Origin of the sequence: Paenibacillus sp. FSL R7-0026 (genome assembly GCF_038004485.1) — a bacterium.
GTDB classification, from domain to species: Bacteria; Bacillota; Bacilli; order Paenibacillales; family Paenibacillaceae; genus Paenibacillus; species Paenibacillus xylanexedens_A.
This window is the reverse complement of the sequence record NZ_JBBORG010000001.1, coordinates 5,767,549-5,782,843: the sequence shown is the minus strand read 5'-3', so window position 1 is coordinate 5,782,843 and position 15,295 is coordinate 5,767,549. Positions and strand designations below refer to the sequence as shown.

At 45.2% G+C, this 15,295-nt stretch carries 30 protein-coding genes; all 30 read left to right on the top strand.

The features are described 5' to 3' along the window. The first annotated feature begins 357 nt into the window (after positions 1–357). The 30 genes from rpsJ (at position 358) to MKY44_RS25350 (ending at position 15,281) form a co-directional block, all read left to right on the top strand. Entirely contained in the window at positions 358–666 is a 309-nt protein-coding gene (rpsJ, locus tag MKY44_RS25495; protein WP_017692074.1) for a 30S ribosomal protein S10, read from the top strand. A 46-nt stretch (positions 667–712) separates the two neighbouring features. Further along, positions 713–1,336, top strand: a complete 624-nt coding sequence (gene rplC, locus MKY44_RS25490) for a 50S ribosomal protein L3 (protein ID WP_017692075.1) — start codon at positions 713–715, stop codon at positions 1,334–1,336. 25 nt (positions 1,337–1,361) lie between these two features. Further along, entirely contained in the window at positions 1,362–1,985 is a 624-nt protein-coding gene (gene rplD / locus MKY44_RS25485; protein WP_017692076.1) for a 50S ribosomal protein L4, read from the top strand. Beyond that, a complete protein-coding gene (gene rplW / locus MKY44_RS25480; protein WP_017692077.1) occupies positions 1,985–2,275 on the top strand; it encodes a 50S ribosomal protein L23 in 291 nt (96 codons plus the stop codon). The genes rplD and rplW overlap by 1 nt, the downstream gene beginning before the upstream one ends. 30 nt (positions 2,276–2,305) lie before the next feature. After that, complete coding sequence (gene rplB, locus MKY44_RS25475) at positions 2,306–3,136, top strand: 50S ribosomal protein L2 (protein WP_017692078.1); 831 nt, start codon at positions 2,306–2,308, stop codon at positions 3,134–3,136. Between the two features lie 71 nt (positions 3,137–3,207). Then, entirely contained in the window at positions 3,208–3,486 is a 279-nt protein-coding gene (gene rpsS / locus MKY44_RS25470) for a 30S ribosomal protein S19 (RefSeq protein ID WP_017692079.1), read from the top strand. A gap of 35 nt (positions 3,487–3,521) precedes the next feature. After that, positions 3,522–3,854 carry a 50S ribosomal protein L22 gene (rplV, locus tag MKY44_RS25465; RefSeq protein WP_017692080.1) on the top strand — a complete coding sequence of 111 codons (333 nt, stop codon included), beginning with the start codon at positions 3,522–3,524 and terminating at the stop codon, positions 3,852–3,854. Positions 3,855–3,869: 15 nt separating this feature from the next. Beyond that, a complete protein-coding gene (gene rpsC, locus MKY44_RS25460; protein WP_036607182.1) occupies positions 3,870–4,535 on the top strand; it encodes a 30S ribosomal protein S3 in 666 nt (221 codons plus the stop codon). Between the two features lie 2 nt (positions 4,536–4,537). After that, positions 4,538–4,972, top strand: coding sequence for a 50S ribosomal protein L16 (gene rplP, locus MKY44_RS25455; RefSeq protein ID WP_017692082.1), 435 nt, complete (start codon positions 4,538–4,540; stop codon positions 4,970–4,972). After that, positions 4,962–5,159, top strand: coding sequence for a 50S ribosomal protein L29 (rpmC, locus tag MKY44_RS25450; RefSeq protein ID WP_017692083.1), 198 nt, complete (start codon positions 4,962–4,964; stop codon positions 5,157–5,159). The genes rplP and rpmC overlap by 11 nt, the downstream gene beginning before the upstream one ends. Positions 5,160–5,207: 48 nt before the next feature. Next, a complete protein-coding gene (gene rpsQ, locus MKY44_RS25445) occupies positions 5,208–5,474 on the top strand; it encodes a 30S ribosomal protein S17 (RefSeq protein WP_017692084.1) in 267 nt (88 codons plus the stop codon). Between the two features lie 35 nt (positions 5,475–5,509). Then, complete coding sequence (rplN, locus tag MKY44_RS25440; RefSeq protein ID WP_017692085.1) at positions 5,510–5,878, top strand: 50S ribosomal protein L14; 369 nt, start codon at positions 5,510–5,512, stop codon at positions 5,876–5,878. A 39-nt stretch (positions 5,879–5,917) separates the two neighbouring features. Continuing rightward, complete coding sequence (rplX, locus tag MKY44_RS25435; protein WP_017692086.1) at positions 5,918–6,271, top strand: 50S ribosomal protein L24; 354 nt, start codon at positions 5,918–5,920, stop codon at positions 6,269–6,271. Between the two features lie 32 nt (positions 6,272–6,303). Continuing rightward, positions 6,304–6,846, top strand: coding sequence for a 50S ribosomal protein L5 (gene rplE, locus MKY44_RS25430; protein WP_047841121.1), 543 nt, complete (start codon positions 6,304–6,306; stop codon positions 6,844–6,846). A 73-nt stretch (positions 6,847–6,919) separates the two neighbouring features. Beyond that, positions 6,920–7,105, top strand: a complete 186-nt coding sequence (locus MKY44_RS25425; RefSeq protein ID WP_013312154.1) for a type Z 30S ribosomal protein S14 — start codon at positions 6,920–6,922, stop codon at positions 7,103–7,105. 32 nt (positions 7,106–7,137) lie between these two features. Beyond that, a complete protein-coding gene (gene rpsH, locus MKY44_RS25420; RefSeq protein WP_017692088.1) occupies positions 7,138–7,536 on the top strand; it encodes a 30S ribosomal protein S8 in 399 nt (132 codons plus the stop codon). A gap of 30 nt (positions 7,537–7,566) precedes the next feature. Continuing rightward, positions 7,567–8,109, top strand: a complete 543-nt coding sequence (gene rplF, locus MKY44_RS25415) for a 50S ribosomal protein L6 (protein WP_017692089.1) — start codon at positions 7,567–7,569, stop codon at positions 8,107–8,109. Positions 8,110–8,226: 117 nt separating this feature from the next. Continuing rightward, a complete protein-coding gene (rplR, locus tag MKY44_RS25410) occupies positions 8,227–8,595 on the top strand; it encodes a 50S ribosomal protein L18 (protein ID WP_017692090.1) in 369 nt (122 codons plus the stop codon). A 27-nt stretch (positions 8,596–8,622) separates the two neighbouring features. Beyond that, positions 8,623–9,120: a 30S ribosomal protein S5 gene (gene rpsE / locus MKY44_RS25405; protein WP_017692091.1), complete on the top strand. Its 498-nt coding sequence runs from the start codon at positions 8,623–8,625 to the stop codon at positions 9,118–9,120. Positions 9,121–9,133: 13 nt separating this feature from the next. Further along, positions 9,134–9,319, top strand: coding sequence for a 50S ribosomal protein L30 (gene rpmD / locus MKY44_RS25400; protein ID WP_017692092.1), 186 nt, complete (start codon positions 9,134–9,136; stop codon positions 9,317–9,319). Between the two features lie 43 nt (positions 9,320–9,362). Further along, entirely contained in the window at positions 9,363–9,803 is a 441-nt protein-coding gene (gene rplO / locus MKY44_RS25395) for a 50S ribosomal protein L15 (RefSeq protein WP_017692093.1), read from the top strand. Beyond that, entirely contained in the window at positions 9,803–11,101 is a 1,299-nt protein-coding gene (gene secY, locus MKY44_RS25390; RefSeq protein WP_047841120.1) for a preprotein translocase subunit SecY, read from the top strand. Before rplO ends, secY begins: the two co-directional genes overlap by 1 nt. Before the next feature lie 90 nt (positions 11,102–11,191). Next, positions 11,192–11,836 carry an adenylate kinase gene (locus tag MKY44_RS25385; RefSeq protein WP_036607188.1) on the top strand — a complete coding sequence of 215 codons (645 nt, stop codon included), beginning with the start codon at positions 11,192–11,194 and terminating at the stop codon, positions 11,834–11,836. Between the two features lie 3 nt (positions 11,837–11,839). Then, a complete protein-coding gene (gene map / locus MKY44_RS25380; protein WP_341009100.1) occupies positions 11,840–12,592 on the top strand; it encodes a type I methionyl aminopeptidase in 753 nt (250 codons plus the stop codon). A gap of 10 nt (positions 12,593–12,602) precedes the next feature. Next, on the top strand, positions 12,603–12,911 hold the full coding sequence (locus MKY44_RS25375) for a KOW domain-containing RNA-binding protein (RefSeq protein ID WP_341009099.1): 309 nt from the start codon (positions 12,603–12,605) through the stop codon (positions 12,909–12,911). Between the two features lie 3 nt (positions 12,912–12,914). Continuing rightward, a complete protein-coding gene (infA, locus tag MKY44_RS25370; protein WP_017692098.1) occupies positions 12,915–13,130 on the top strand; it encodes a translation initiation factor IF-1 in 216 nt (71 codons plus the stop codon). A gap of 152 nt (positions 13,131–13,282) precedes the next feature. Next, on the top strand, positions 13,283–13,396 hold the full coding sequence (rpmJ, locus tag MKY44_RS25365) for a 50S ribosomal protein L36 (RefSeq protein ID WP_003333770.1): 114 nt from the start codon (positions 13,283–13,285) through the stop codon (positions 13,394–13,396). A 20-nt stretch (positions 13,397–13,416) separates the two neighbouring features. Beyond that, positions 13,417–13,785, top strand: a complete 369-nt coding sequence (gene rpsM, locus MKY44_RS25360; protein ID WP_036607200.1) for a 30S ribosomal protein S13 — start codon at positions 13,417–13,419, stop codon at positions 13,783–13,785. Positions 13,786–13,804: 19 nt separating this feature from the next. After that, complete coding sequence (gene rpsK / locus MKY44_RS25355; RefSeq protein WP_017692100.1) at positions 13,805–14,200, top strand: 30S ribosomal protein S11; 396 nt, start codon at positions 13,805–13,807, stop codon at positions 14,198–14,200. A gap of 136 nt (positions 14,201–14,336) precedes the next feature. Then, positions 14,337–15,281 carry a DNA-directed RNA polymerase subunit alpha gene (locus MKY44_RS25350; RefSeq protein WP_017692101.1) on the top strand — a complete coding sequence of 315 codons (945 nt, stop codon included), beginning with the start codon at positions 14,337–14,339 and terminating at the stop codon, positions 15,279–15,281. Positions 15,282–15,295: the final 14 nt, after the last annotated feature.

Sequence of the window (15,295 nt, the reverse complement as noted above, 5' to 3'; positions counted from 1 at the left end):
GTTCTTTATCCGACATCGGATAAAGAACTCTTTTATTATGTTTAAAGTTCGGAACCTGCGTCATACGAAATGAACATCATTTACGAGTTTAGAAGGATTGGCAAGGCAGCCTGGATATTGAAGATTAACACTGCAATAAACGAAGTCATTTCATCAGAAAAGATAAGTTTAAATGTTTTTCTTAAATATGCTTGCAATACGCCTATCTTTTCTATATAATAATGAATGTTGTTCTGTGACGTTGCGATGATGTGAGAGGTTACTGGCACACCCGGCCCCTTTGCCATGGGAGAGTGGCTAGAAAATTTTCACGGAGTATGTCCGATAAAAAATTGGGCGATAGAAGGAGGGACTAAAATGGCAAAGCAAAAAATTCGTATTCGTTTGAAAGCTTACGACCACAGAATTCTTGATCAATCCGCGGAGAAAATTGTTGAAACAGCAAAACGTTCGGGTGCTGGTGTATCCGGTCCGATTCCGCTTCCTACTGAAAAACAAATCATTACTATTCTTCGTGCGGTGCACAAGTACAAGGATTCTCGGGAACAATTCGAACAACGTACACATAAACGTTTGATCGACATCGTTAACCCGACTCCACAAACTGTGGATGCCTTGATGCGCTTGGATCTGCCGTCCGGTGTAGATATCGAAATTAAATTGTAATACAAGCTACAACAAAGACCATGTATAAAGGAAAAGAGGTGTCAACATGAAAGCAATCTTAGGAAAAAAACTCGGAATGACTCAAGTATTTACTCCTGAAGGTAACGTCGTTCCAGTAACGGTTATCGAAGCAGGCCCTTGTGTTGTTTTGCAAAAGAAAGACATTGAGAACGATGGCTACGAAGCAATTCAAATCGGTTACTCCGATAAGAAAGAGAAAAATGCTAACAAGCCAGAAGCAGGTCACGCTAAAAAAGCGAACACTGCCCCTAAGCGCTACGTTCGTGAAGTTCGCGGTATCAACATCGCTGAATATGAAGTTGGCCAAGAACTGAAAGCTGACATTTTCGCTGAAGGCGAATTCGTTGACGTAACGGGTATTTCTAAAGGTAAAGGTTTTGCCGGCGTTATCAAACGTTGGGGACAAAGCACTGGACCTATGTCACACGGTTCGCGTTACCACCGTGGCCCTGGTTCAATGGGTTCGATCCAAGCTAACCGCGTTCCTAAAGGCAAACGCCTGCCAGGACACATGGGACATGATACTATTACAATCCAACGTCTTGAAGTAGTTAAAGTAGACGCTGAGCGTAATGTGTTGCTCGTGAAAGGTTCCATTCCTGGACCGAAAAACAGTCTCATCAGAGTTAAAGAAACGGTGAAAAAATAACCACTGAAGAAAGGAGGAACACAAAATGCCAAAAGTATCAGTTTACAATGTAGATGGTAGCCAAGTAGGCGAAGTTGAATTGAATGATGCGGTTTTCGGAATTGAGCCGAACCAACACGTTCTGTACGATGCAGTTCTTATGCAACGCGCTTCCCTTCGTCAAGGTACCCACAAAGTAAAAGGACGTTCTGAAGTACGTGGCGGTGGACGTAAGCCTTGGAAACAAAAAGGTACAGGTCGCGCTCGTCAAGGTTCAATTCGTTCACCACAATGGAAAGGCGGCGGTATCGTATTTGGTCCAACACCACGGAGCTATGCGTATAAACTGCCTAAGAAAGTTCGCCGCTTGGCGATCAAATCAGCCCTTTCATCTAAAGTGCTTGACAATGACATTATCGTTTTGGACGCTCTCACGTTGAGCACGCCTAAAACTAAAGAATTCGCAGCCATCTTGAGTAACCTCAAAGTGGGACGTAAAGCTTTGATTGTAGCTCCTAGCTATGATGATAATGTAGCTCTTTCCGCACGGAATATTCCAGGCGTGAAATTCGTAGCTGCTGACGGCATTAATGTTCTTGACGTGCTTTCGCACGACAAATTGATCATTACGAAAGAAGCAGTTCAGAAGGTAGAGGAGGTGCTCGCGTAATGAAGGATCCTCGTGATATTGTAAAACGTCCGATTATTACGGAACGTACTGCTGACATGATGAACGACTTGAAATATGTATTTGAAGTCGATATCCGTGCAAACAAAACCGAGATCAAAAAGGCAGTAGAAGCTATTTTCAATGTAAAAGTGAAAAACGTGAACACGCTTCGTGTTCCAGCTAAGCCAAAACGGTACGGACGTTATTCCGGATATACTAGCGAATGGAAAAAAGCGTTTGTAACGCTGACAAAAGACAGCAAAACGCTTGAGTTCTTTGAAACTGTATAATTGAATTTTTGAAGTAAGGAGGGAAACCCAGTGCCAATCAAAAAGTATAAACCAACATCCCCGGCAAGACGGAACATGTCCGTTTCTACATTTGAGGAAATCACCACAAATCAGCCGGAGAAATCGTTGTTGGCCCCGTTGAGCAAACAAGCAGGCCGCAACAACCAAGGTAAAATTACAGTTCGTCACCATGGTGGTGGACACAAACGTAAATACCGTATCATTGACTTCAAACGCACTAAAGATGGAATACCGGGCCGCGTTGCTACGATTGAGTATGACCCGAACCGTACATCCAACATCGCTCTGATTCACTATGCTGATGGTGAAAAGCGTTATATCATCGCTCCTAAAGGTTTGAAAGTTGGAGATCAAGTATTCTCCGGACCTGAATCAGACATCAAAATCGGTAACGCACTGCCACTCGAAAACATTCCAGTAGGTACCGTTATCCACAACATCGAGTTGAAACCAGGTAAAGGCGGACAATTGGTTCGTGCTGCTGGTACAGAAGCTCAATTGCTTGGTAAAGAAGAAAAATACGTTTCCGTTCGTCTCTCTTCCGGAGAAGTTCGTCGTATTTTGAAAGTTTGCCGCGCGACAATCGGATCTGTAGGTAACCAAGACCACGAGCTCATCAAAATCGGTAAAGCCGGTCGTAGCCGTTGGTTGGGTAAACGTCCTGAGGTTCGTGGTGTAGTAATGAACCCTAACGATCACCCACACGGTGGTGGTGAAGGTCGTGCTCCAATCGGACGTAAATCGCCAATGTCACCATGGGGTAAACCTACACTTGGTTACAAAACGCGTAAGAAAAATAAAGCTTCTGATAAATACATCATTCGCCGCCGCACGAAGTAATACACACTGTGCATAACTTCGTGAGGCATCTGCGGATGCATAATAGCTATGTTTGAAGGGAGGATCTCCACATGGGTCGCAGTTTGAAAAAAGGGCCATTCATTGATGGCTACATGCTTAAAAAGGTAGAAGAGATGGAAGCTTCAGGTAAGAAGAACGTAATCAAAACCTGGTCCCGTCGTTCTACAATTTTCCCGCAATTCATCGGACACACATTTGGCGTTTACGATGGTCGTAAACACGTGCCAGTGTATGTAACTGAGGACATGGTCGGACACAAACTGGGTGAGTTCGCTCCAACCCGTACGTACAAAGGCCATACTGCTGATGATAAGAAAACAAGAAGATAAATGAATATCTTTAATGTTTGAAAGGAGGTTACACAATGGAAGCAAAAGCACATGCTAAGTTTATCCGGATTGCTCCTCGTAAAGCTCAACTCGTTGTTGACTTGATTCGTGGCAAGCAAGTAGGTGAGGCGGTTGCCATTCTCCGTCACACTCCGAAATCTGCTTCTCCAATCGTTGAGAAGTTGCTTAACTCCGCTATTGCGAATGCGGAACATAACTATTCTTTGGATGTTAACAACTTGGTTATCTCGCAAGCTTACGTGAACCAAGGACCGACAATGAAACGTTTCCGCCCTCGTGCAATGGGACGTGCAAGTCGTATTAACAAACGTACTAGCCACATTACTTTGGTGGTATCTGAGAAGTAGAAGGAGGGGAAATGTGTGGGCCAAAAGGTAAATCCAGTCGGACTCCGTGTCGGAATTATCCGTGACTGGGAATCTAAGTGGTATGCAGGCAAAGACTTCGGTGATCTTTTGATGGAAGACGTGAGAATTCGTGAATTCCTGAAAAATAAATTGAAAGACTCCGCTTTATCTCGTGTAGAAATTGAGAGAGCGGCTAACCGCGTAAACGTAACGATTCACACTGCTAAACCAGGTATGGTTATTGGTAAGGGTGGTTCGGAAGTTGAAAATCTTCGTAACCAAATTACGAAAATTGCTGGCGGTAAAAAAGTACACATCAACATTTCTGAAATTAAGAACCAAGACTTGGACGCTGTTCTTGTAGCTGAAAGCATTGCACAACAATTGGAACGTCGTGTTTCTTTCCGTCGTGCTCTGAAACAAGCAATTCAAAGAACTATGCGCTCCGGTGCTAAAGGTATCAAAACTCAAGTAGGCGGACGTCTTGGCGGTGCTGAGATCGCACGTTCTGAAGGCTACAGCGAAGGAACTGTTCCACTGCACACACTGCGTGCTGACATTGACTATGGTACAGCAGAGGCTCATACTACTTACGGACTTATCGGCGTAAAAGTATGGATCTATCGTGGAGAGGTTCTTCCTACGGCTAAGAAACAAGCTGCTAAGGAAGGAGGCAACTAATCATGTTGGTACCAAAACGCGTAAAACACCGTAAGCAACAACGTGGACATATGAAAGGCCAAGCTAAAGGCGGAACGACTCTGAACTTTGGCGAATACGGTCTGCAAGCTACGGAACCGGCTTGGATTACGAACCGTCAGATCGAAGCGGCTCGTATTGCGATGACTCGTTACATCAAACGTGGTGGTAAAGTTTGGATCAAAATTTTCCCAGACAAACCAATCACTCAAAAGCCTCTCGAGGTTCGGATGGGTAGCGGTAAAGGTAACGTAGAAAAATGGGTTGCAGTAGTGAAACCAGGTAAGATCATGTTTGAACTTGCTGGTGTACCGGAGGAAATTGCACGCGAAGCAATGCGTCTTGCCGCTCACAAACTGCCAATCAAAACGAAGTTCGTGAAACGTGAAGAATTGGGTGGTGAAGCAAATGAAAGCTAGTGAATTTCGCAACCTAACCTCTGCTGAAATCGAGCAAAAGATTGCCGGATTTAAAGAAGAACTCTTTAACCTCCGCTTTCAATTAGCTACCGGTCAGCTGGATAACCCGACTCGCATCCGTGATGTGCGGAAAGAAATAGCTCGTGCTAAAACCATTATCCGTGAGAGAGAATTGGGAATCGGTTAATTAGGGATAGGATGGACAATCCGTCCGTAATCAGGAAGGAGGCCAACAATGAGCGAAGAACGTAACGCACGTAAAGTGCAAACTGGTAAAGTGGTCAGCGATAAAATGGACAAAACGATTGTTGTTGCTGTAGAAACTTACAAAAAACACAACTTGTACCATAAACGCATTAAGGTTACTAAAAAGTTCAAAGCGCATGACGAAGAAAACACTGCGAAAATCGGTGACACGGTGAAAATCATGGAGACTCGTCCGCTTTCGAAAGATAAACGCTGGAGACTTACTGAAATCGTAGAAAAAGCGGTTATCATCTAATGCATCAGCAGCATTGCTGAAAGGAGGAATACTAAATGATCCAACCATTTACACGTTTGACTGTGGCCGACAACTCCGGTGCGAAGGAACTGATGTGTATCCGCGTACTCGGCGGTACGGGACGTCGTACAGCTCAAATCGGTGATCTGATCGTTTGTTCTGTTAAACAAGCAACACCAGGCGGCGTTGTCAAAAAAGGTGATGTAGTTAGAGCGGTTGTCGTTCGTACGAAACGTTCTGTACGTCGTAAAGACGGTTCCTACATCGGTTTTGATGAAAATGCAGCGGTTGTTGTAAAAGACGACAGAAGCCCACGTGGAACACGTATTTTCGGACCAGTTGCTCGCGAACTTCGCGATAAAGACTTCATGAAAATCGTTTCCTTGGCTCCAGAAGTTATCTAAAGCTTAATCTCGTGATGTTAGAAACAGGAGGTGTACGAAATGCCAAGAGTGAAAAAAGTTCTGGAATCCCATAACAACAAACTTCACGTTAAAAAGGAAGATACGGTTATGGTGATCAGCGGTAAAGACAAAGGTAAAAAAGGCCGTGTCATCGCTGCTTATCCTCGTGAGAACCGCGTCCTTGTGGAAGGTGTTAACATGGTGAAAAAACACCAGAAGCCTAACCAGCAAAATCCGCAAGGCGGCATTATCGAGAAGGAAGCTCCGATTCACGTTTCCAACGTAATGCACATCGATCCGAAGAGCGGAAAAGTAACCCGTGTAGGTTACAAAGTTTTGGATAACGGTAAGAAAGTGCGCGTTGCTAAACGTTCCGGAGAAATTATCGACTAATTGAACCGAATGAGAAAGGAGGGCTATGATTCATGGCATCAAGAATGAAAGAACGTTACCTGCAAGAAATCGCTCCTGCTTTGATGCAGAAGTTTAACTATACAACGGTAATGCAAGTGCCGAAAATCGAGAAAATCGTTATCAACATGGGTGTGGGCGACGCTGTCCAAAACTCTAAAGTGTTGGATTCTGCAGTAAACGATTTGCAACTGATCGCAGGTCAAAAACCTGTAATCACTCGTGCTAAAAAATCTATCGCAGGTTTCAAACTGCGTGAGAATATGCCTATCGGTGTGAAAGTAACATTACGCGGTGAGCGTATGTACTACTTCCTAGATAAATTGCTCAACGTAACGCTTCCTCGTGTCCGCGACTTCCGCGGTGTATCGAGTAAAGCTTTCGATGGACGTGGTAACTACACACTGGGTCTGAAAGAGCAACTGATCTTCCCAGAGATCGAGTATGATAAAGTTGATAAAGTCCGCGGTATGGATATTGTCATCGTAACAACGGCGAAAACAGACGAAGAGTCCCGCGAATTGCTCACGCAAATGGGAATGCCTTTCGTTAAGTAATGTTGGCATAACGTTTCCGGGTGTCTGGAAAGACTCCCTTTTCTCCGAAATTATTTAGGAGGTGTCAGGCTAAGTGGCAAAAACTTCGATGAAAGTTAAACAACAACGTACACCTAAGTTTAAAGTACGTGCATATACACGCTGTGAGCGTTGCGGACGTCCACATTCGGTCCTGCAAAAGTTCAAAATTTGCAGAATTTGTTTCCGTGAATTAGCTTATAAAGGCCAGATCCCTGGCGTGAAAAAAGCAAGCTGGTAAAAAGTCCTGAACGGGAAGGAGGTTAACTCACAATGACTATGTCTGATCCAATTGCAGATATGCTTACTCGTATTCGTAACGCGAACACTGTTCGTCACGAAACGGTAGAAATGCCTGCTTCGACAATGAAAAAACAAATCGCCGATATCCTGAAGCGTGAAGGTTTCATCCGTGACGCTGAAGTTATCGATGATAACAAACAAGGGATTATCCGTGTTTTCCTGAAATACGGTCAAAATAACGAGCGCGTTATCACTGGTCTGAAAAGAATCAGTAAACCTGGTCTTCGTGTTTACACGAAAAGCAACGAAGTACCTCGTGTACTTGGTGGCCTGGGAATCGCGATCATCTCGACATCTAAAGGTATCATGACGGACAAAGAAGCTCGTCAATCGAAATCCGGCGGAGAAGTCGTTTGCTACGTTTGGTAATATAACGTCACAAGATAGGAGGTGCAACATATGTCTCGTATTGGTCGCAAACCAATCACAGTACCAAGTGGTGTAGACATCACCCTGGACAACACCGTTATTACGGTAAAAGGACCTAAAGGAACTTTGACTCGTGAGCTTCATAAAGACATGAAGGTTACAGTTGAAAATAACGAAATCACAGTTGTGCGTCCTTCCGATAACAAAACTCACCGTTCTTTGCACGGCACAACGCGTAGCGTTGTAAACAATATGGTGAGCGGCGTTACTGAAGGATTCGCGAAATCTCTGGAATTGGTTGGGGTCGGATATCGTGCAAGCAAATCCGGAGATAAAATCGTTCTGAACGTTGGTTACTCTCACCCGGTTGAAATTACACCGGAAGCGGGAATCGAATTCGAAGTACCTTCGAATACAAAAATCATCGTTCGCGGAATTGACAAAGAGCGTGTAGGTGCTTACGCTGCTAAAATCCGTTCCGTACGTGAACCTGAGCCATACAAAGGTAAAGGTATTAAATATGAAGGCGAGCGTATCATCCGTAAGGAAGGTAAAGCCGGTAAGAAGAAATAAGATTTCTCTTACCGCCTTTGCGCGGCTTTCGGCTTGCTTGCTTCGTGTGTTTCTAATATACCCCGTGGCTTCTGCCTTGAAGCCAGCGAGGTAACCTGAAAGGAGTGAATCTTTGAGATGATTACGAAACCAGATAAAAATAAGGCTCGTCTGAAAAGACACCTTCGTGTTCGTAAGAAAATCCAAGGAACGGCAGCACGTCCTCGTTTGAACGTATTCCGTTCTGGTAAACATATGTATGCTCAAATCATCGATGATGTTGCTGGTGTAACAATCGCTTCTGCGTCTACTGTAGACAAAGAACTGAGCACTGACATCAAAAATGGTGCATCTGTTGAATCAGCTCGTAAAGTTGGCGAACTCGTTGCTAAACGTGCTAAAGACAAAGGTGTTTCCAACATCGTATTTGACCGTAGCGGTTATCTGTACCATGGTCGTATCGCAGCATTGGCTGAAGCGGCTCGTGAAGCAGGACTTGAGTTTTAAGATATTTTTCAAAAGGAGGTTAACGACTTGCGTGTAGATCCGAATACTTTGGAACTGACTGAAAGAGTTGTAAATATTAATCGCGTAGCTAAAGTAGTAAAAGGCGGACGCCGTTTCAGCTTTAGCGCACTGGTTGTAGTCGGCGACGGCAACGGCTGGGTTGGAGCTGGTATCGGTAAAGCGGGCGAAGTACCTGATGCAATTCGCAAAGGTATTGAAGACGCTAAGAAAAACCTTGTACACGTTCCACTCGTAGGAACATCGATTCCTCACTTGGTAACAGGTAAGTTCGGCGCAGGACGCGTGCTGTTGAAACCAGCATCTGAAGGTACTGGTGTTATCGCTGGTGGTCCTGTACGTGCGGTTCTCGAACTTGCTGGTGTAGGTGACATTTTGACAAAATCTCTGGGTTCTTCGAATTCCATGAACATGGTCAATGCGACTTTGGAAGGTTTGTCCCGTTTGAAGCGTGCTGAAGACGTGGCTAAACTGCGCGGAAAATCCGTCGAAGAGCTTCTGGGTTAAGGAGGGAATTCTCATGGCTAAATTAGAAATTACCCTCGTCCGCAGCTTGATCGGACGTCCGGAGACGCAAAGAACAACTGTGAAAACATTGGGTTTGCGCAAAATCAATAGCAAAGTGGTACAAAACGATAATCCTGCCATCCGTGGTATGATTAACAAAGTAAGCCACTTGGTTGCTGTTAAAGAAGTAGAAGCTTAATAACGGGTTAATCCCACAAATCTTTAAGGAGGTGCAACGAACGATGAAGTTACATGAGCTTTCACCATCTCCTGGATCCCGCAAAGAACGTAAACGTCTTGGTCGCGGTCCAAGTAGTGGTACAGGTAAAACATCAGGTCGCGGTCACAAAGGACAAAATTCTCGTTCTGGCGGTGGAGTTCGTCCAGGCTTCGAAGGTGGACAAAATCCATTGTATCGTCGCTTGCCAAAACGTGGTTTTGTAAACCCAACTCGCAAAGAATATGCAGTTGTGAATACTGAAGACCTGAACAGTTTTGCTGCGGGTACTGAAGTAACTCCAGAATTCTTGATGACGAATGGCGTAGTTAAAAACGCTAAATCCGGAATCAAAATCCTGGGTAACGGTGATGTCACTGTGAAGCTGACTGTTAAAGCTAACAAGTTTTCTCAATCTGCTATTGAGAAAATTGAAGCTGCCGGCGGTACAACTGAGGTGATTTAATGTTCAAGACCCTAAAGAATATCTGGCGGGTTGAAGATCTGCGCAAAAGGGTATTATTTACCCTTTTTGTACTGATCATTTACCGCATCGGCTCCTTTGTCCCCGTGCCGGGAGTTAACAAAGATGTGTTCGAAGCGACAAATTCTGCGGGTAAAGAAGTTTTTGGACTTCTCAATACGTTCTCGGGTGGAGCGCTCTTCCAGTTCTCGATATTTGCGCTCGGGATCGTGCCTTACATCACTGCGTCTATCATAGTACAGTTGCTTTCCATGGACGTTATTCCTAAATTAGCGGAGTGGGCAAAGCAAGGTGAGCAAGGTAAGAAGAAATCTGCACAGTTGACCCGTTATTTAACCATCGGGCTGGCATTGATTCAAGCGTTTGGTACGTCGATCGGATTCAACCGCTTGTACAATACAGAGATGGTTCCTAACGCTACATTTGCAGATTATATCTTGATCGCGATTGTACTTACGGCCGGTACTTCATTCCTAATGTGGCTTGGTGAGCAGATCACCGAGAAGGGCATAGGAAACGGGATTTCGATCTTGATCTTTGCGGGTATCCTATCTACGGTGCCTAACATTATCAAACAAACGATCGAGTCTGACTTCATTCAACCTGACCAACTGTTTATGAATATTCTTAAAGGTGTTATCATCGCAATTGTTATTGTGTTGATCATCATAGGGGTCATTTACATTCAGCAGGCGATTCGGAAGATTCCGGTACAGTACGCTAAACGTGTCGTAGGTAACAAAATGTACGGTGGACAGAATACACATATCCCGCTGAAAATTAATGCAGCAGGTGTTATCCCTGTCATCTTTGCTTCATCGCTGTTGATGTTCCCAACGATCATCGCCAACTTCTGGGCAGATCGCCTCTGGGCACAGTGGATCGGACAGAATCTGACTACACACAAACCTCTTGGTATGTTGCTGTATGTCGTGATGATCTTCGGTTTCACATTCTTCTATACTTTTGTACAGATGAATCCACAGCAGATGGCTGACAATATGAAAAAGAACGGCGGTTACATCCCAGGCATTCGCCCGGGTAAAGCAACCGAGAAATATCTGACCCGTGTCATGACTCGTTTGACAATGGCCGGAGCCATCTTCTTGGCAGTCATTTCCGTTCTGCCTGTATTCTTAGGGGCACTTTCTGGTTTGCCTCAATCTGCGCAAATTGGAGGAACATCCCTCCTGATCGTTATCGGTGTTGCGCTGGATACGATGAAGCAAATCGAAAGCCAATTGATCAAACGCCACTACAAAGGTTTTATCAATAAATAGGCAATAGGTACCGGTCGAGTGAAGATTTACTTGCCGGCACCTATTGTGCTGTTTGTTGATGTAGGGTAGTCTTGGAGGGAGTGACATAACGTGAACATCCTATTCATGGGCCCTCCGGGGGCAGGAAAAGGAACGCAAGCAGACGTCATCGTGAAAGAGTTCGGTATTCCCCATATTTCAACAGGCGATGCATTTCGTCTAGCGATCAAACAGGGAACTCCCATTGGCATGAAAGCCAAGGAATATATGGATCAAGGATTGCTTGTACCAGATGATGTAACCATTGGCATCGTTGAAGAACGTTTGCAGCAGCCTGACTGCAGAGAAGGTTTCCTCTTGGACGGATTTCCAAGAACCCTTTCGCAAGCAGAAGCGCTCGATGGCATTCTGGATCGATTGAACTCAGGTCTCGATCATGTAATCAACCTGAAAGTGGATCGCAACAAATTGCTCGCTCGTTTGACGGGTCGTCGAATTTGTAAAAACTGTGGTTCCACTTATCATGTGGTATTCAATCCGCCTAAGCAGGAAGGTATTTGTGATAAATGCGCTGGTGAGTTGTATCAACGCTCTGATGATAATGAAGAGAGTGTAGGTACACGACTGGACGAGTATATCAACAAAACAGCACCACTCCTCACGTTCTATGAGACTAAAGGTCTTCTTCGTCAAATGAACGGAGAACAGGATATCGATCAAGTTTCTCAAGAAATCGTGTCCTTACTGAGAGGTTAATTGATGATCATTGGTAAGTCCGAAACGGAACTGGGCTTGATGAGGGAAGCAGGGAGAATTGTTGCGGAAACGCATCGTCTCTTGGCAGAGCATATCGCTCCCGGTATTACGACTGGAGAACTTGACCATATGGCTGATCAATATATCCGCAGTCAAGGAGCTGTGCCGTCTTTCAAAGGTTATAACGGTTTCCCTGCCAGTGTGTGCGCTTCAGTCAATGAAGAGTTGGTACATGGATTTCCCGGCAAACGCAAGTTGAACGAGGGCGATATCGTTACGTTTGACATTGGCGCGCAGTACCAGGGGTATCATGGAGATTCCGCCTGGACTTATCCGGTCGGCCGTATTTCCGAAGAAGCCCGTCGTCTTCTGGACGTTACCGAGGCTTCGTTATACGCAGGTCTGGCGCTGGTAAAACCGGACGTTCGCTTGTTTACAATATCTCATGCAATTCAGAAATATATTGAAGATGAAGGGTTCTCCGTAGTTCGTGAATATGTCGGTCACGGCATAGGCGCAGATCTGCACGAAGAACCACAGATTCCGAACTATGGTCTTCCCGATCGGGGACCACGGCTTAAAGCGGGCATGGTGCTGGCCATAGAGCCGATGGTTAACGTAGGTAGACGGTCTGTGAAAACGTTGGAAGATAACTGGACTGTCGTCACAGTTGATGGTAAGTTATGTGCCCACTTTGAACACACCGTAGCAGTTACACCAGATGGTATGGAAATTTTCACGAAACTGAATGCGTAGGTGATGAGGCATGAACAGTCAGTCTAATCCGCAGCTCGGTCAACTTGTGAAGATCCGTAAAGGCCGCAATGCGGACCAAGCCGCAGTAATTGTTGCTATAGCGGACGGTAAGTTCGTATATATTGCGGATGGAGACAAACGTAAGTTTGATCAACCAAAGAAGAAGAATATTCTTCATCTTGAGCTCCAGCCCATGATTAGCAGCGAGGTTGTGAACAGTTTAAACGAGAGTGGTCGGGTGACAAATGGAAAGCTCCGTTACGCGGTTCATTCATTTCTGGAATCCACCAACATTCAAGCTGAAGAGAAAGGAGACTGACTAATGGCTAAGGAAGATGTCATTGAAGTGGAAGGTACGGTTCTCGAACCGCTACCGAATGCAACATTCAAGGTTGAGCTTGAGAACGGTCATCAAATTCTCGCTCACGTTTCCGGAAAACTGCGGATGCACTTTATCCGTATCCTGACTGGAGACAAAGTAGTTGTTCAGTTGTCGCCTTATGATTTAACAAAAGGTCGCATAACTTACCGTAAATAGTAGTAGACAGTTGCAATGAACTGTGAAGCTTATGTAGCGGGTTTTGCCCGGCAAAACTTGCGAAAGCTTCGAAGCCGGTTTTACAATAGTAGAACAAGGTCAATGCTTACGAAGAGGGTTTTGCTTAGCAAAACTTTGAGGAGGTAATTCACATGAAGGTAAGACCTTCGGTCAAGCCGATTTGCGAAAAGTGCAAAGTCATTCGCCGCAAAGGGAATGTTATGGTTATCTGTGAAAATCCGAAACACAAACAAAAACAAGGTTAAAGAAGGGGGTGTAGCGTAAAATGGCACGTATATCTGGTGTGGATTTGCCACGTGATAAGCGCGTTGAGATCGCCTTGACTTATATTTTCGGAATCGGTAAAACGACTTCCCAGAAAATTCTGAGCACAACAGGCATCAATCCGGACACTCGTGTTCGTGATTTGACGGAAGATGAAGTCAGCAAATTGCGTGAAAGTATCGATAAAGAGGTCAAAGTAGAAGGTGACCTGCGTCGAGAAATCTCTTTGAATATTAAACGTTTGACGGAGATCGGTTGTTACCGTGGAGTTCGTCATCGTCGTGGTCTGCCTGTTCGTGGACAACGTACGAAAACGAATGCTCGTACTCGTAAAGGTCCTCGTCGTACAGTAGCGAACAAGAAGAAATAATAAGGGGGGATAAGAGAAAATGGCTAAACCGAAAAAAGTCGTACGTACTAAACGTCGTGACCGTAAGAATATTGAATCTGGCGTGGCGCATATCCGTTCCACTTTCAATAACACTATCGTTACTATTACGGATCCTCACGGAAACGCAATTTCGTGGGCAAGCTCCGGCGGCCTCGGATTCAGAGGTTCCCGTAAATCGACTCCGTTTGCTGCACAAATGGCTGCTGAGACTGCTGCCAAAGCTGCAATGGAACATGGGATGAAAGCCGTTGAGGTTATGGTTAAAGGACCAGGCGCAGGCCGTGAAGCAGCGATCCGCTCTTTGCAAGCTGCTGGTCTTGAAGTTAACCTGATCAAAGACGTAACTCCAGTCCCGCATAACGGATGCCGTCCTCCAAAACGTCGTCGTGTCTAATGAGATTTGCCCCTGCGTGTGGTATATTTCCGGCACAATCTGCTAATAATGGTTGTTTAGGCATACTACTACATGTTTTCGCAAGAGAAGGTAAATGTTTCATAGAGGACCGACGTTTTGAAGGAGGGGTATTGCAGTGATTGAAATCGAAAAGCCGAAAATTGAGACGGTAGACGTCAACGATGATGGCACCTATGGGAAATTCGTAGTAGAACCGCTTGAGCGCGGATACGGTACGACGCTTGGAAACTCGCTTCGCCGAATCTTGCTCTCGTCACTGCCGGGTGCGGCAGTGTCTTCGGTTCAAATCGATGGCGTTCTGCATGAATTTGCTACAGTTCCTGGCGTAATGGAAGATGTAACGGAGGTTATTCTTAACCTGAAAGCTTTGTCGCTTAAGATTCATTCAGACGAGGAGAAAGTGCTCGAGATTGATGCTGAAGGCGAAGGAGCAATTACGGCTGGAGATATCCGTGCTGACTCCGATGTGGAAATCCTTAACCCGGATTTGCACATTGCTACGCTCGGACCAGGTTCGAGACTTCACATGCGTATTTTTGCCAATCGCGGTCGCGGCTACGTCCAGGCAGATCGGAATAAACGCGATGACCAGCCGATCGGCGTCATCCCAGTCGATTCCATCTTCACCCCGATCAGTCGCGTTAACTACGCTGTGGAAAATACGCGTGTCGGTCAAGTGACCAACTATGACAAGCTCACGTTGGAAGTTTGGACTGATGGAAGTATTCGTCCTGAAGAGGCTGTAAGCCTCGGCGCTAAAATTTTGACTGAGCATTTGATGCTCTTCGTGGGTCTTACAGACGAAGCGAAAGATGCAGAAATCATGGTCGAAAAAGAAGAAGACAAAAAAGAAAAAGTACTCGAAATGACGATCGAAGAGCTGGATCTCTCTGTTCGTTCCTACAACTGCCTCAAACGTGCCGGTATTAATACCGTGCAAGAGCTGACTACGAAAACGGAAGAAGACATGATGAAAGTCCGTAACCTCGGACGCAAGTCTTTGGAAGAAGTTCAAGAGAAGCTTGAGGAACTTGGTTTGGGACTCCGTACAGAAGAATAGACAGCCGAGTGCTT

Excerpts from the sequence above, each read along its gene's own strand:
- rpsQ (WP_017692084.1), top strand. The coding sequence starts at position 5,208 with ATGAGCGAAGAACGTAACGCACGTAAAGTGCAAACTGGTAAAGTGGTC.
- infA (WP_017692098.1), top strand. The coding sequence starts at position 12,915 with ATGGCTAAGGAAGATGTCATTGAAGTGGAAGGTACGGTTCTCGAACCG.
- rplC (WP_017692075.1), top strand. The coding sequence starts at position 713 with ATGAAAGCAATCTTAGGAAAAAAACTCGGAATGACTCAAGTATTTACT.
- rplO (WP_017692093.1), top strand. The coding sequence starts at position 9,363 with ATGAAGTTACATGAGCTTTCACCATCTCCTGGATCCCGCAAAGAACGT.
- rplV (WP_017692080.1), top strand. The coding sequence starts at position 3,522 with ATGGAAGCAAAAGCACATGCTAAGTTTATCCGGATTGCTCCTCGTAAA.
- rpsJ (WP_017692074.1), top strand. The coding sequence starts at position 358 with ATGGCAAAGCAAAAAATTCGTATTCGTTTGAAAGCTTACGACCACAGA.
- MKY44_RS25375 (WP_341009099.1), top strand. The coding sequence starts at position 12,603 with ATGAACAGTCAGTCTAATCCGCAGCTCGGTCAACTTGTGAAGATCCGT.
- rpmJ (WP_003333770.1), top strand. The coding sequence starts at position 13,283 with ATGAAGGTAAGACCTTCGGTCAAGCCGATTTGCGAAAAGTGCAAAGTC.
- rplF (WP_017692089.1), top strand. The coding sequence starts at position 7,567 with ATGTCTCGTATTGGTCGCAAACCAATCACAGTACCAAGTGGTGTAGAC.
- rpmC (WP_017692083.1), top strand. The coding sequence starts at position 4,962 with ATGAAAGCTAGTGAATTTCGCAACCTAACCTCTGCTGAAATCGAGCAA.
- rplW (WP_017692077.1), top strand. The coding sequence starts at position 1,985 with ATGAAGGATCCTCGTGATATTGTAAAACGTCCGATTATTACGGAACGT.
- rpmD (WP_017692092.1), top strand. The coding sequence starts at position 9,134 with ATGGCTAAATTAGAAATTACCCTCGTCCGCAGCTTGATCGGACGTCCG.
- rpsS (WP_017692079.1), top strand. The coding sequence starts at position 3,208 with ATGGGTCGCAGTTTGAAAAAAGGGCCATTCATTGATGGCTACATGCTT.
- rpsM (WP_036607200.1), top strand. The coding sequence starts at position 13,417 with ATGGCACGTATATCTGGTGTGGATTTGCCACGTGATAAGCGCGTTGAG.
- rplR (WP_017692090.1), top strand. The coding sequence starts at position 8,227 with ATGATTACGAAACCAGATAAAAATAAGGCTCGTCTGAAAAGACACCTT.
- map (WP_341009100.1), top strand. The coding sequence starts at position 11,840 with ATGATCATTGGTAAGTCCGAAACGGAACTGGGCTTGATGAGGGAAGCA.
- rplE (WP_047841121.1), top strand. The coding sequence starts at position 6,304 with ATGGCATCAAGAATGAAAGAACGTTACCTGCAAGAAATCGCTCCTGCT.
- secY (WP_047841120.1), top strand. The coding sequence starts at position 9,803 with ATGTTCAAGACCCTAAAGAATATCTGGCGGGTTGAAGATCTGCGCAAA.
- rpsH (WP_017692088.1), top strand. The coding sequence starts at position 7,138 with ATGACTATGTCTGATCCAATTGCAGATATGCTTACTCGTATTCGTAAC.
- rpsK (WP_017692100.1), top strand. The coding sequence starts at position 13,805 with ATGGCTAAACCGAAAAAAGTCGTACGTACTAAACGTCGTGACCGTAAG.
- rplN (WP_017692085.1), top strand. The coding sequence starts at position 5,510 with ATGATCCAACCATTTACACGTTTGACTGTGGCCGACAACTCCGGTGCG.
- rplP (WP_017692082.1), top strand. The coding sequence starts at position 4,538 with ATGTTGGTACCAAAACGCGTAAAACACCGTAAGCAACAACGTGGACAT.
- rplX (WP_017692086.1), top strand. The coding sequence starts at position 5,918 with ATGCCAAGAGTGAAAAAAGTTCTGGAATCCCATAACAACAAACTTCAC.
- rplD (WP_017692076.1), top strand. The coding sequence starts at position 1,362 with ATGCCAAAAGTATCAGTTTACAATGTAGATGGTAGCCAAGTAGGCGAA.